Below are 14,024 nucleotides of genomic sequence, written 5' to 3' on the forward strand. Positions count from 1 at the left end.
TCAGCTTTCCTGCGTGTAGGGGTTGTGCGAAGACTTGAATTCAATGCGCAGCGGCGTACCGGCCAGGTCGAACGCATTGCGGAAACGCGTTTCGAGGTACCGGCGGTACGAGTCGGGAATCGCGTCCAGCGCATTGCCGTGGATGACGACCAGCGGCGGGTTCTGTCCGCCCTGGTGCGCGTAGCGCAACTTGGGACGGAAGATGCCCTTGCGCGGCGGCTGCTGCTGTTCGACCGCGGCTTGCAGCTCGCGCGTGAGCTTGGGCGTGGACAGCTTGGCAAACGCGGCGGCGTGTGCGGCATTGATGGACTTGAGCAAGGGCTTGATGCCCTGCCCGCGCAGCGCCGAGATCGTGTGGACGCGCGCGAACGACAGGAAGCGCAGCTTGCGGTTGAACTCGCGCTCGATGCGTTCCTTTTCTTCGCCGTCCAGGCCATCCCACTTGTTGACGGCCACGACCACGGCACGCCCGGTTTCGAGCACGAACCCGGCGATGTGCGCGTCCTGCTCGGAGATTTCGGTTTGCGCGTCGAGCATCAGGAGCACGACGTTGCTGGCCTCGATGGCCTGCAAGGTCTTGATGACGGAAAACTTTTCGACGGCCTCGAACACCTTGCCGCGCTTGCGCAGGCCGGCGGTGTCGATGAGCGTGTAGCGGCGTCCGTCGCGATCGAAATCGATTTCGATCGCGTCGCGCGTGGTGCCTGGCATGTCGAACGCGATGACGCGTTCTTCGCCCATGAACGTGTTGATGAGCGTGGACTTGCCCACGTTGGGACGGCCCACGATCGCCAGCTTGATGCGATGATCGTGTTCGCCTTCTTCGGCCGGTTCTTCTTCGGCAGGCGGTTCGGCCAGATCCTTGAGCGCGAGCTCGATCAGGTCGACGATGCCATCGCCATGCGCCGCCGAAATCGGATAGGGCTGGCCCAGGCCGAGTTCATGGAACTCGGCGATGGCGGGCCCCAGGCCCATGCCTTCGGCCTTGTTCACCGCCAGCAGCACGCGCTGCTGGCCGGATTTGCGCAGCAGTTGCGCAATTTCGTGGTCGTGCGCGTTGATGCCCGCGCGCGCATCCACCAGGAACACGACGACGTCCGCCTCGGCGATGGCCTGCCGGGTCTGGCGGGCCATTTCGAGCAGGATGCCGTCCTTGGCCACGGGCTCGAAGCCGCCGGTATCGATGGCGATGAACGGAATATCGCCCACCCTGCCCTCGCCGTAATGGCGATCGCGGGTCAGGCCGGAATAATCGGCCACCAGCGCGGCGCGCGATCGCGTCAGGCGGTTGAAAAGGGTCGATTTCCCCACATTGGGGCGGCCGACCAGGGCAACGACAGGCTTGAAAGACACGGTAAAAGGCTTTGTTTTATAAGGTTCAGTTGGTGCCGATCAGGACGAGATTGCCATTGCCCGTCTGGACCAGCACGCCTTGGGGCGTGGTCTGCGGCGGCGACACGACCGCGCCGCCACCCACCGACAGACGCGCCATCAGGCTGCCATCGCTGCGCGACAGGAAATGCACATATCCGTCCAGATCGCCGACAGCCAGCGCCCCCCCCAGCATAGCCGGAGCGGTGACCTGGCGGTTCTTCAGGGCGGCCTGCTTCCAGAGATTACCGCCATTATCCAGCGCAAACGCGTTGACCACGCTGTTCTGGTCGGCGGAAAAGGCGAAGCGGTCGTCCAGGGTGAGACCGCTGACGCTGGAGAAGTCTTTCGTCCAGAGCGGACGGCCGCCGGCGGTGACGTCGAAGCAAACGATACGTCCCTGATAAGCAACGGCGCACAGCAGGTTGCCGGCGATGCGAGGCGCGCCGACCACGTCGGTCAGGCGCTCCAGGTCGCCAGCGCCGCGCGGCGTGGCGACGGTGCCTTCCCATTGCACGTTGCCGCTGTTGGACGCGATGGCAAGGAGCTTGCCGCCAGGCAGACCCGTGATGACCAGGCCTTCGGCCAGGACCATCTGCGCAACGCTGCGCAAGGCGAGCGAGGGGCCGGGACGCTGCACGCTCCAGACGCGCTCGCCGCTGTTGGCGTCGAAGGCCTGGATGCGATAGTCGCCGCTGCGAACAACGACGATGCCATAGCCGACAACCGGCGGGATGGCGACGTCGCTGGTGGCGCGGACCTTCCATTTCACCTTGCCGGTGTCGTCGAAGGCGATGACGTCGCCGTTGGGGGACGCCACGGCGGTGGTGGTGCCGTCGCTGCCAGCGCCGGCAGACAACTTGGTGTCGGCCTTGGCCTTCCAGATGACACGGCCGCTCTGCAGATCGAACTTGCCGACGGAGCCGTCAGGCGTCGCGGCATAGATGGCGTCGCCGAGCACGGTGGGCGCGAAGCCCAGGCCGGAGCCGCTGCCGATGGACGTGGACCAGACCTGGCGCACGGACATGCCGGCCTTATATTCGGTCAAGGGCGCGGGATCGTAACGGCCGTCGTCATGGGAAAACATGCCGCAACCACCCAGGGCAAGCAGGCTTGCCAGCAGAACGGCGCCGCGCCACGTACGGCCAGGTGCAAATTTACGCATTACAGTCACGCTCCGCTCAAGGCATCCAGTTTCAGTTGCACAACCTGGGTCAGGGGATTGGCCAGCCCCAGGCCATCAATGGCGCTCTGCCAGGCCGCGCGCGCTTCCTCGCGCTTGCCTTGCGCAGCCAGCACGTCGCCGCGGCGGTCAGCGAACAAGGCGGCAAAGGCGGCCGGCGGATTGTTCAACTGCGCCAGCGCGGCGTCGTATTGCTTCTGGTCCAGCATCATGCCTGCCAGACGCAGGCGCGCCACGGCTTGCATGGCGGGGTTCTTGCCTTGGCCAGCCAGCCATTCGAGCTGTTCGCGGGCGCCGGCGTCGTCCTTTTGCGCCTGCAGGGCCTGCGCTGCCACAAGGGCGCCGCGCGCGGCATAGCCGGTGTTGGGATATTTTTCGCGCAGCGTCGAGGCGGCGGTCTTGATGCGCACCGAGGAATCGGCGCCGCCCAGGCGAGCGGCGTCTTCCAGCGCTTCGAAGTAACCCATGGCCTGGTTGGCCTGATGCGATTCGTACGCCTTCCAGCCCCACCAGCCGCCCCAAGCCAGGAGCACCACCGTCGTCAGGGCCAGCAGCAGCGTCCCGTAGCGGGCCCACCACGCCTTGATCGCGTCGAGTTTTTCCTGTTCTTCAAGATCGTATGCCATGCCTTAACCCTTGTTGTTCAATGCGTCGGCCAGCTTTGCCAGCGGAACCTGTTGCTGCGCCGCCTCGCCCTGCTCTTCTGCGCGCAGGAACTTGACGCTGGCCGTCTGCGACGCCACTTCGTCGGCGCCAAGGATAACCGCAACGCGGGCGCCGCTGGCGTCCGCGCGCTTGAATTGCGACTTGAAGCCTGCCGATCCGGCATGCACGATGACCGAGAGGCCCGCGTCGCGCAGGTCTTCGCCGACCCGGGCAGCCAGGCGCTGCGCGTCTTCGCCCTGATGCACGATGTAGACATCGCACTCGGCCGGCGCGGTGATTTCAACGCTTTGTTCCCAGAGGTCGAGCAGACGCTCCATGCCGATGGCAAAGCCCACGGCCGGCGCGGTCTTGCCGCCCAAGAGTTCGACCAGGCCGTCGTAGCGGCCGCCGCCGCAAACCGTGCCTTGGGAACCGAGACGGTCGGTGACCCATTCGAAGACGGTGAGGTTGTAGTAGTCCAGGCCGCGGACCAGACGCGGGTTCAAGCGGTATTCGATGCCGGCGTCGGTGAGGCGCTGGCACACGCCGTCGAAGTGCGCGCGGGACTCTTCGCCCAGGAAGTCGAACAGGCGCGGCGCGCTGTCGGCCATTTCCTGCATGGCGGGGTTCTTGGTGTCCAGCACGCGCAGCGGATTGCTGTACATGCGGCGCTGGCCGTCCTCGTCGAGGATGTCGCGGTGCTTTTCCAGATGCTGGATCAGGGCAGCGCGGTGCGCGGCGCGCTCAGCGGGTTGGCCCAGCGAATTGAGTTCAAGGCGCACGTCCTTCAGGCCCAGCAGCTTCCAGAGGCGGGCCAGCATGACGATGAGTTCCGCGTCCACATCGGGACCGGCAAAGCCAAGGGCCTCGACGTCGATCTGGTGGAACTGACGGTAGCGGCCGCGCTGCGGGCGCTCGTGGCGGAAGACGGGACCGATGGAGTAGACGCGTTGCGGACGGTCGTAGAGCAGGTTGTGCTCGATGGAGGCGCGCACGATGCCGGCGGTCATCTCGGGGCGCATGGTCAGCGATTCGCCGTTGAGCGCGTCGGTGAACGTGTACATCTCTTTTTCGACGATGTCGGTGACTTCGCCGATACCGCGCGCAAACAGGCGCGTATGCTCAAGCACCGGCGTGCGCACATTGCGATAGCCGTAGCCGCGCAGCCAGCCGCGCACGATTTCCTCGAATTGCTCCCAGCGGGCGCTAGCCCCCGGCAGCAGATCATTCATGCCGCGTATGGCGGCGACTTTCTGGAAAGCTTGAGTCATCTTGATCATGCCACGGGCGCGCCCGAGACGCGCGCCAGTGGCTACACCCTTACTTTAGTGAGAGGCGAGCGCGCCATAACGGCGCGCAACGTATTCTTCAACGATGGCCTGGAACTCTTCGGCGATATGGTCGCCCTTGAGCGTCACCGTACGCTCGCCGTCGACGAACACCGGCGCGGCCGGCACTTCGCCGGTACCCGGCAGGCTGATGCCGATGTCGGCATGACGGCTTTCGCCCGGCCCATTGACCACACAGCCCATCACCGCGACGTTCATGGATTCGACGCCGGGGTATTGCGCGCGCCACACCGGCATCTGCCGGCGCAGGAACGACTGGATGCTGTCGGCAAGTTCCTGGAAGAACGTGCTGCTGGTGCGGCCGCAGCCCGGGCAGGCGACGACCATGGGCGTGAAGGCGCGCAGTCCCATGGTCTGCAGGATTTCCTGCGCGACGATGGCTTCGCGGCTGCGCTCGCCGCCGGGTTCAGGCGTGAGCGAAATGCGGATGGTGTCGCCGATGCCTTGCTGCATCAGCACGGCAAGCGCGGCGGTCGAAGCCACGATGCCCTTGCTGCCCATGCCCGCCTCGGTCAGGCCAAGATGCAGGGGATAGTCGCAACGGGCGGACAGATCACGGTAGACCGCGATGAGATCCTGGACATGGCTGACCTTGCACGACAGGATGATCGCGTCGCGCCGCAGGCCGAGTTCTTCGGCGCGCTGGGCATTGCTGATGGCCGAAACAACGAGCGCATCGCGCATGACGGCCTGCGCTTCCCAAGGCTGGGCGCGCCGGCTGTTTTCGTCCATCTTGCGCGCCATGAGTTCGTGGTCGAGGCTGCCCCAGTTGACGCCGATGCGCACCGGCTTGTCGTAGCGGCAGGCGACTTCGATCATTTGCGCGAAGTTGTCGTCGCGGCGCTTGCCGCCCCCCATGTTGCCGGGGTTGATGCGGTATTTGGACAGCGCCTGGGCGCATTCCGGAAACTGCGTCAGCAGCTTGTGGCCGTTGTAGTGGAAGTCGCCCACGAGCGGCACGTTCACGCCCATGCGGTCGAGCTGTTCGCGGATGGCGACGACCTCGCGGGCGGCTTCCGGCGTGTTCACGGTGATGCGCACGAGCTCGGAGCCGGCCAGTGCCAGCTCCTTGACCTGGATCGCGGTGGCAATGGCGTCCGCGGTGTCGGTGTTGGTCATGGACTGGACCACGACTGGGGCGTCTCCGCCCACCGTCACGACGCGATCGCCCCACTTGATCGCCACGGAACGCGTGGCGCGGCGCGCTGCGGCTCCCACCGGGGGAGGCGGCGCGTCCTGGCAAGGCAGAGAAGAATCTTGCATCGGGTGGAACCGTGTTACTTGGTCGACTTCGGCAGCCAGTCGGCCGGCAGCCATTGCTGCGGCAGCCAACCTTGCCAGAAGGCATATGCCACGCCGGCGGCCAGCACCAGCACGATGGCGATCAGCCAGCCCCAGGACGTCGTGGACGAGCGGTCGTCGTCGGCGCTGGATTGGGGAATGGAATGCGCCGAATGCAGCGAACTGGGGCTGAGCTTGGCCGGGCCGGTGACGCGGGCCTTGGGGTCGAGCGATTCGACGATGGCCTCGGCGTCGGCGCCCAGCAGACGCGCATAGTTGCGGACGAGGCCGCGCAAGGAAACGCCGGTGGGCAGGTGATCCCACTGTTCGTTTTCAAGGGCTTCGATCTGCTTGGTGGAAAACTTGATGCGGCTGGAGACCTCGTCGAGCGACCAGCCCTTGGATAGGCGCAGGCCGCGCAAGGCGGCGCCCACGCTGCCCACCGCGGCGGCGGACGAGTCGGAAACTGCAGAAGCGAAATCCTGCGTCATGCGTGCACCTGTTTAATTGGTATGGTCTGGCGCTGTGCGGCATTGCGCTCGGTGATCCGAGTGCGGTCCCGCACCTCTCCGGCCAGTTGGCCGCAAGCCGCATCGATGTCGTCGCCCCGGGTCTTGCGGACCGTGGTGATGATGCCGGCGTCCATGAGACGCTGGGCAAACACCTTCACCCGCGCCGAGGCCGATCGCTTCAGGCCGGAGGCGGGGAATGGGTTGAACGGGATGAGGTTCAGCTTGCAGCGCACCTGGCGTGCAATGTGGATCAGTTCCTTGGCGTGCTGGTCGGTGTCGTTGATGCCGTCCAGCATGCAGTATTCAAACGTGATGAAGTCGCGGGGCGCAAACGCGAGATAGCGTTCGCAGGCAGCCAGCAACTCTTTCAGCGGGTATTTCTTGTTCAGCGGCACGAGCTCGTCGCGCAGCGCGTCGTTGGGCGCGTGCAGCGAAACGGCCAGTGCCACGGGACAGTCTTGCGACAGGCGGTCCATCATGGGGACGACGCCGGAGGTGGACACGGTGACGCGGCGGCGCGACAGGCCGTACGCGTTGTCGTCGAGCATCAGGCGCAGCGCGGGCAGGACCTGGTCGTAGTTGAGCAGGGGTTCGCCCATGCCCATCATGACGACGTTGCTGATGACGCGCGTGTCTTCGGTGGTGCGGGCGCTTTCAAGGCGGGCCGTGCCGATGTCGGCTTCGAGCACGCGCTTGGCCCACCACAACTGGCCGATGATTTCGCTGGTCTTCAGGTTGCGGTTGAAGCCCTGGTGCCCGGTCGAGCAGAAGCGGCAGTTCACCACGCAGCCGGCCTGGCTGGAAATGCACAGTGTGCCGCGGTCGTCTTCGGGGATGAAGACGGTTTCGATGGCATTGCCCTGCCCCACATCAAACAGCCACTTGCGGGTGCCGTCGGTCGAGCGCTGCTCGATGTTGACGGGCAATGCCTCGATGCGGCAATGCGACGCAAGCTGACTGCGAAAATCGCGGGCCAGGTCGGTCATGGCGTCGAACGAATCGGCGCCGCGCTGGTGCATCCAGCGCTGCAACTGGCGGGCACGAAACGGCTTGCCGCCCCACTGCCCGACCAATTCGGACAGGGCGGAGCCGTCCAGCCCCAGCAGATTGATTCGTTCGACGGATTCCATAACCAGGTAAAACTTAAAACGCTTTCAACAACTTAAGCCAAAAATTAACGGCTGTGGATGTTGATTTCGGGGAAGAAGAAAGCCACTTCGACAGCGGCCGTTTCCGGAGCGTCGGAGCCGTGGACGGCGTTGGCGTCGATGCTGTCGGCGAAATCGGCGCGGATGGTGCCGGCTTCAGCCTTCTTGGGGTCCGTGGCGCCCATCAGGTCGCGGTTCTTCTGGATGGCGTCTTCACCTTCCAGCACTTGCACGAACACGGGGCCCGAGATCATGAAGTCGACCAGGTCCTTGAAGAAGGGACGGGCGGCGTGCACAGCGTAGAAACGCTCGGCGTCGGCGCGCGACAGTTGGGTCAGGCGGGCGGCGATGACCTTCAGGCCGGCTTGCTCGAAACGGCCGACGATCTGGCCGATCACGTTCTTGGCGACGGCGTCGGGCTTGATGATCGAGAGGGTGCGTTGGATGGACATAAAAGACTCCGAAAACTGATTTCTGACGGGTTTCTAGTTAATTGCTTGGCGGGGCTCGGGCCGTTCTGAACCACCGCCAAAACAGGATTCGACACTGCCGACCTGTCGGACGCATCCTGGAATGCAAGCGGGATTCCGGTTGCACGCGAATCCGATGATTCTGCACGCATTTCCGAAGGAATCCTCAATGAATTCAGGGACTTCTAAAAGGTTTACAGCAACCCGGCATTCTAACACGCCGAGAAGACCGCAATACATCTTAAAATGAGCGGTTTGCTGCCCGCTCCCTACCCGGGCGCCCCTGTCTGCCGGAACTTAGTAATGACTCAAGCTGCTCCCCCGAACGCCGCGCCCATCGCCGGCGAAACCCCGGAACTCTCGAAGAGCTTCGAACCCTCCGAACTGGAATCCCGCTGGTATGCCGAGTGGGACAAGCGCGGGTACTTCGCCGCGGGCCAGCATGTGGAAACGGGGACGGAAAGCCAGCCGTACGTCGTCCAGTTCCCGCCGCCCAACGTCACGGGCACCCTGCACATGGGCCACGCGTTCAACCAGACCATCATGGACGGGCTGGTGCGCTACCACCGCATGTCGGGCGACGACACCGTGTTCATTCCCGGCACCGACCACGCCGGCATCGCCACGCAGATCGTCGTTGAAAGACAGCTCGACGCCCAAAAGGTTTCGCGCCACGACCTGGGCCGCGAGAAGTTCGTCGAGAAAGTGTGGGAATGGAAGGAAAAGTCGGGCAGCGCCATCACCGGGCAGGTGCGCCGCCTGGGCGCCTCGGCCGACTGGCCGCGCGAATACTTCACCATGGACGACCGCATGTCGCGCGGCGTGGTGGAAACCTTTGTCCGTCTTCATAAACAGGGACTGATCTATCGCGGCAAGCGCCTGGTCAACTGGGATCCCAAGCTGCTCACGGCCGTGTCCGACCTGGAAGTGCAGTCCGAAGAGACCGATGGCCACATGTGGCACATCCTGTACCCGTTCGTTGACGGCCCGCAGACCATCGTCGACAAGGATGGCCAGACCGTCACCCTGCGCGGCATGACCATCGCCACGACCCGTCCGGAAACCATGCTGGCCGACGGCGCGCTTTGCGTGCATCCCGATGATCCCCGCTACAAGCACCTGGTGGGCAAGCAGGTCGAACTGCCGCTTTGCGACCGCAACATTCCCATCATTGCCGACGACTTCGTCGACCCCGAATTCGGCACGGGCTGCGTGAAGATCACGGGCGCTCACGACTTCAACGACTACGCCTGCGCGATGCGCCACGATCTGCCCCTGATTGTGATCTTCACGCTGGACGCGCACATCAACGAAAACGGTCCCCAGCAGTTCCAGGGCATGGAACGCTACGAGGCCCGCAAGGCCGTTGTTGCGCAACTGGAGACCGAGGGCTATCTGGTCAAGGTCGAGCCGCACAAGATGATGCAGCCCAAGGGCGACCGTACCGGCGTCGTGCTCGAGCCCATGCTGACCGACCAGTGGTTCGTTGCCATGAGCAAGCCCGCGCCGGAAGGCACGCTTAACCCGGGCAAGAGCATCACCGAGGTCGCGCTGGAAGTCGTGGCCGACGGCCGCATCCAGTTCTACCCGGACAACTGGACCACCATCTACAACCAGTGGCTCAACAACATCCAGGACTGGTGCATTTCGCGCCAGCTCTGGTGGGGCCACCAGATTCCGGCCTGGTACTCGGAAGACGGCCAGGTGTTCGTCGCCCACGACGAAGCCGGCGCGATCGAACAGGCGCGCGCCGCTGGCGTCACGGGTCCGCTCACGCGCGATCCCGACGTGCTGGACACGTGGTTCTCGTCGGGTCTGGTGCCTTTCACGACGCTGGGCTGGCCGGAAAACACGCCGGACCTGCAGCGTTACCTGCCCTCCAGCGTCCTGGTCACGGGCTTTGACATCATCTTCTTCTGGGTGGCGCGCATGGTCATGCTGACCACGCACCTGACCGGCCAGATCCCGTTCAAGCACGTCTACGTGCACGGTCTCATCCGCGACGCCGACGGCCAGAAGATGAGCAAGTCCAAGGGCAACACGCTGGACCCGGTGGACCTGATCGACGGCATCGACCTGGACGGCCTGGTCGCCAAGCGCACCTACGGCCTGATGAACCCGAAGCAGGCCGGCGCGATCGAAAAGGCCACGCGCCGCCAGTACCCGGACGGCATCCCCGCTTACGGCACCGACGCGCTGCGCTTCACCATGGCGGCCTACGCCACGCTGGGCCGCAACATCAACTTCGACCTGAAGCGTTGCGAGGGCTACCGCAATTTCTGCAACAAGCTCTGGAACGCCACGCGCTTCGTGCTGATGAACACCGAAGGCCATGACCTGACAGTGCCGGATGCCGGCGAGCTGTCCTTCGTGGACCGCTGGATCATCAGCCAGATGCAGACGCTGGAAGCCGACGTGGCGCGCGGTTTTGCCGACTACCGCTTCGACAACATCGCCAACGCGCTCTATCGCTACGTGTGGGACGAATACTGCGACTGGTATCTGGAACTGGCCAAGGTGCAGATCCAGACCGGCACGCCGGCCCAGCAACTGGGCACCCGCCGCACGCTGATCCGCGTCCTGGAATGCGTGCTGCGCCTGGCCCACCCGATCATCCCGTTCATCACGGAAGAGCTGTGGCAGAAGGTATCTGTCGTGGCCGGCAAGCGCAAGGAAGGCGTTGCCGCCAGCGTCAGCGTGCAGCCCTACCCGAAGGCCAACCCGGATGCGGTGGACACCGCCGCCGAAGCCGACGTGGCCGAACTGAAGGCGCAGGTCGAAGCCGTGCGCGCGCTGCGCGGCGAGATGAGCCTGTCGCCCGCCCAGAAGGTGCCGCTGTGCGCCCAGGGCGACGCGCCAATGCTGACGCGCAACGCGCCGTACCTGGCCGCGCTGGCCAAGCTGAGCCAGGTCGACGTGCTGGACGTGCTGCCCGACGCCGGCGCGCCCGTGCAGGTCGTGGGCAGCAGCCGCCTGATGCTGCACGTTGAAGTCGACGTGGCCGCCGAGCGCGTGCGCCTGGACAAGGAAATCGCCCGTCTGGCCGGTGAAATCGCCAAGGCCAAGGGCAAGCTGTCCAACGCCAGCTTCGTCGAGCGCGCCCCCGCCGCCGTCGTCGAGCAGGAAAAGGCCCGCATGGCGCAGTTCAGCGAAACCCTGCAGAAGGTGCAGGAGCAGCGCGCCAAGCTGGGCGACTGATCCCAGCGCCTGATGTGAAGCCCAGAAACCCCGGACACCGTTCCGGGGTTTTTGTTTTGGGGGGTTGTTTTTTGATGGGGTTGGCGGGGATCGGGTCGCGGACGCGGCCGTTCCTCAAACCCCGCCGTCCGTCATCCGATACCAGCTCACCACCGCATTGACGTACAGGCGGCGGAGCGGATACAGCGGAAACGGCACGATCGGCGACAGCGGCACGGGCAACGCATTGGCATCGCCGGTGGCGACGTATTCGGCCATGGCCGCGCCCATGCAGGTCTGCAAGCCGACGCCGCGGCCCTGACAGCCGATGTCCACCAGCAACCCGGGCTGCGGCGCATGCAGATGCGGCAGATAGTCGCGCGTGACGGCAACCCGGCCGCACCAGCGGAATTCAAAGGGCGTGCCCGCCACCTGCGGAAACATCTTCACCATCACGCGCTCAAGATGCGCCCAGTCCGACTCGCCCTTGGGCTCGCGGAACGGACCGCGGCCACCCATCAGCAAGCGGCCCTGGTGATCCAGACGAAAGTACAGCAACAGATTGCGCGTGTCGGAAGTGACGTGGCCCTCGGGGAATATGCCCGCGCGGACGCGGTCCGGCAGCGGCGCGGTTGCCACCTGGAACGTGTTGGCGTCGATGATGGACGGCTTGAGACCGGGCCACAGATCGCCGCCGTAGGCATTGGTGCACATCACCACGCGATCGGCGCTGACCGAGGGACCGCGAGCCGTGGACACCGTCCACTTGCCGCCGTCACGCCTCAGACCGGTGACAGGCGTGTCGGTGTGCAGCGTCGCGCCCGCATTCAGCGCGGCGCGCGCCAGGCCCCGCGCGTAACTCAGCGGCTGCACCGCCCCTGCCCGCCGGTCGACCCATCCGCCCAGGTATTTGTCCGCGCCGATCAGGCGCGCGACCTGCGCGCGGTCCAGCGGCTGGGCGTCCACACCAAGGCGCGCCCATTGCGCCGCGCGGCCTTGCGCGATGCGAAGCGCCTGCGGCGTGTGCGCGCCCTGGATCCATCCGGCGCGCACGCGCGGCACGTCCATCGCATGCCGTTCGATCAGGTCAAAAACCACGTCCGCCGTCGCGCCGGCAAACCGTGTCAGCCGCTCGCCGCGCTCGGGGCCGAACATCGAAATCAGATCATCCGGGTCGTACTTCAAACCGGGAATGACCTGACCGCCGTTGCGGCCCGATCCGCCGAAGCCAATCTCGCGCGCCTCCAGCAGTACGACCTTCACACCGCGCTCGGCCAGGTGCAACGCGGTGGACAAGCCGGCATAGCCGCCACCGATCACGGCGACATCGGCCTGCGCGGACGCGTCCAGCGGCCCGGTGGGCGGCGGCGGCGCCGCGGTGGCCGCCCACAGTGACGGGGAAAGCGGAAACGGCGCTGGCTGCATGGGGCTTCCTTCCTTACATGGGATGCAGCACGCGCCGCAGGAAGTCCTGCGTGCGCGGATGCTGCGGATGATTCAGCACTTCGCGGGCGGCGCCCTGCTCCACCATGACGCCGCCGTCAAAGAACATGACACGGTCGGCGACCTCGCGCGCAAAGCTCATTTCGTGGGTGACGACGACCATCGTCATGCCGGCCTCGGCCAGCTTGCGCATGACGCCCAGCACATCGCCGACCAGTTCGGGATCGAGCGCCGAGGTGGGCTCGTCGAACAGGATCGCCTTGGGTTGCATCGCGAGCGCCCGCGCGATCGCCACGCGCTGCTGCTGGCCGCCGGATAGCTGATTCGGATGCGCGTGCTCCTTGTCCGCCAGCCCCACGCTGGCCAGCAATTCGCGGCCGCGCTCCACCGCCTGGGCGCGAGGTTCCTTCTTCACGAAGATCGGGCCTTCGATGACGTTTTCCAGCGCCGTGCGATGCGGAAACAGGTTAAAGCGCTGGAACACCATCGCCACCTGCGTGCGGATCGACACGATGGAAGGCGCATCGCAATCGACGAGCTCGCCGTCCACGGTGATGCGACCGGCGTTGTAGCGTTCCAGTCCGTTGATGCACCGCAGGATGGTCGACTTGCCCGAGCCGGACGGACCCACCACACACACGACCTCGCCCTGCTCGACTTCGGCGTCGATGCCCTTCAGGACCTCGAGCGGACCAAAGCTCTTCCTTACGCCTTGCAGGCTGATCATTTGATGGCGCTCCGCTTTTCCAGATGCCGCACCAGCAGGATGAGCGGCACGCACATCACCAGGTACATCAGCGCCACCAGCGTGAACACCGTGGCGTTCTTGAAGGTGGATACGGCGATGAGCTTGCCTTGCAGCGCCAGCTCGGCGACGGTAATGGTGGACGCCTGCGACGAGTCCTTCAGCATCATGATCATGATGTTGCCGTACGGCGGCAGGACGATCTTGACGGCCTGCGGCAGCACGACGCGCCGCATCGTCAGGCCCCAACCCATGCCCATGGCCATCGCCGCCTCGATCTGACCTCGGTCGATCGCCTGGATGCCGGCGCGGAAGTTCTCCGCCTGATAGGCCGAATAGGCGATGCCCAGGCCGATGATGGCCGCATGCACGGCGCTCAGCGACACGCCCATGTCCGGCATCACGAAGTAGATGTAGAAGAGCAGCACGATGATCGGAATGCCGCGCAACAGATTGACAAGGCCCGCGCTGAAGCCCGACAGATACTTGTTGCCGGACACCCGCATCAACGCCCATACCAGGCCCAGCACCGTGGACAGCGCAAGGGAACCCAGCGTGACCAGAATGGTGAGCTTGGCGCCCTCCAGCAGGATCGGCATGAACTCTGCCGCGTCTTTCAAGAATTCCGTCATGAGTCCACCCGCTCCGAGAAGACAGCCCGCGATGACCGCTTGGGAAACGGCCAGAGAAGTGCCGCGGA

The 14,024-nt window shown here is 65.2% G+C and carries 12 protein-coding genes; 1 reads left to right on the forward strand and 11 read right to left on the reverse strand.

Features of this window, described 5'->3' with window-relative positions; all coding sequences use genetic code 11:
• From der to ndk, 8 genes are read right to left on the reverse strand one after another with little or no spacing between them, the layout of a single operon-like run.
• Nucleotides 1–1,353 (reverse strand): ribosome biogenesis GTPase Der, encoded by a 1,353-nt coding sequence (der, locus tag AC6CIE_RS22670; protein WP_105238156.1) that lies wholly within the window; start codon nt 1,351–1,353, stop codon nt 1–3.
• A gap of 25 nt (nt 1,354–1,378) precedes the next feature.
• Nucleotides 1,379–2,536 (reverse strand): outer membrane protein assembly factor BamB, encoded by a 1,158-nt coding sequence (bamB, locus tag AC6CIE_RS22675; RefSeq protein WP_175125032.1) that lies wholly within the window; start codon nt 2,534–2,536, stop codon nt 1,379–1,381.
• 5 nt (nt 2,537–2,541) lie between these two features.
• Complete coding sequence (locus AC6CIE_RS22680) at nt 2,542–3,180, reverse strand: YfgM family protein (RefSeq protein WP_175125033.1); 639 nt, start codon at nt 3,178–3,180, stop codon at nt 2,542–2,544.
• 3 nt (nt 3,181–3,183) lie between these two features.
• Nucleotides 3,184–4,470: a histidine--tRNA ligase gene (gene hisS, locus AC6CIE_RS22685; RefSeq protein WP_175139241.1), complete on the reverse strand. Its 1,287-nt coding sequence runs from the start codon at nt 4,468–4,470 to the stop codon at nt 3,184–3,186.
• 54 nt (nt 4,471–4,524) lie between these two features.
• The gene (ispG, locus tag AC6CIE_RS22690) at nt 4,525–5,811 is read right to left on the reverse strand and encodes a flavodoxin-dependent (E)-4-hydroxy-3-methylbut-2-enyl-diphosphate synthase (RefSeq protein WP_175125035.1); all 1,287 of its coding nucleotides are present in this window, start codon (nt 5,809–5,811) and stop codon (nt 4,525–4,527) included.
• Between the two features lie 14 nt (nt 5,812–5,825).
• Entirely contained in the window at nt 5,826–6,320 is a 495-nt protein-coding gene (locus tag AC6CIE_RS22695; RefSeq protein WP_498094111.1) for a helix-turn-helix domain-containing protein, read from the reverse strand.
• Nucleotides 6,317–7,471 (reverse strand): dual-specificity RNA methyltransferase RlmN, encoded by a 1,155-nt coding sequence (rlmN, locus tag AC6CIE_RS22700; RefSeq protein ID WP_452006106.1) that lies wholly within the window; start codon nt 7,469–7,471, stop codon nt 6,317–6,319. The genes AC6CIE_RS22695 and rlmN overlap by 4 nt, the downstream gene beginning before the upstream one ends.
• A 44-nt stretch (nt 7,472–7,515) precedes the next feature.
• Complete coding sequence (gene ndk / locus AC6CIE_RS22705) at nt 7,516–7,941, reverse strand: nucleoside-diphosphate kinase (protein WP_175125038.1); 426 nt, start codon at nt 7,939–7,941, stop codon at nt 7,516–7,518.
• 321 nt (nt 7,942–8,262) lie between these two features.
• Here ndk and AC6CIE_RS22710 point away from each other — a divergent pair, with 321 nt between their 5' ends.
• A complete protein-coding gene (locus AC6CIE_RS22710) occupies nt 8,263–11,157 on the forward strand; it encodes a valine--tRNA ligase (RefSeq protein ID WP_175139243.1) in 2,895 nt (964 codons plus the stop codon).
• A gap of 114 nt (nt 11,158–11,271) precedes the next feature.
• Here AC6CIE_RS22710 and AC6CIE_RS22715 read toward each other — a convergent pair whose 3' ends face one another.
• Genes AC6CIE_RS22715 through AC6CIE_RS22725 form a run of 3 tightly spaced genes read right to left on the reverse strand, consistent with a single transcriptional unit; the run spans nt 11,272 to nt 13,956 of the window.
• Complete coding sequence (locus AC6CIE_RS22715) at nt 11,272–12,561, reverse strand: NAD(P)/FAD-dependent oxidoreductase (protein WP_218345279.1); 1,290 nt, start codon at nt 12,559–12,561, stop codon at nt 11,272–11,274.
• Nucleotides 12,562–12,574: 13 nt separating this feature from the next.
• Entirely contained in the window at nt 12,575–13,306 is a 732-nt protein-coding gene (locus tag AC6CIE_RS22720) for an amino acid ABC transporter ATP-binding protein (protein WP_175139245.1), read from the reverse strand.
• Complete coding sequence (locus AC6CIE_RS22725; protein ID WP_175125042.1) at nt 13,303–13,956, reverse strand: amino acid ABC transporter permease; 654 nt, start codon at nt 13,954–13,956, stop codon at nt 13,303–13,305. Before AC6CIE_RS22725 ends, AC6CIE_RS22720 begins: the two co-directional genes overlap by 4 nt.
• Nucleotides 13,957–14,024 lie beyond the last annotated feature (68 nt).

It is taken from the genome of Achromobacter sp. GQ309 (assembly GCF_059759315.1).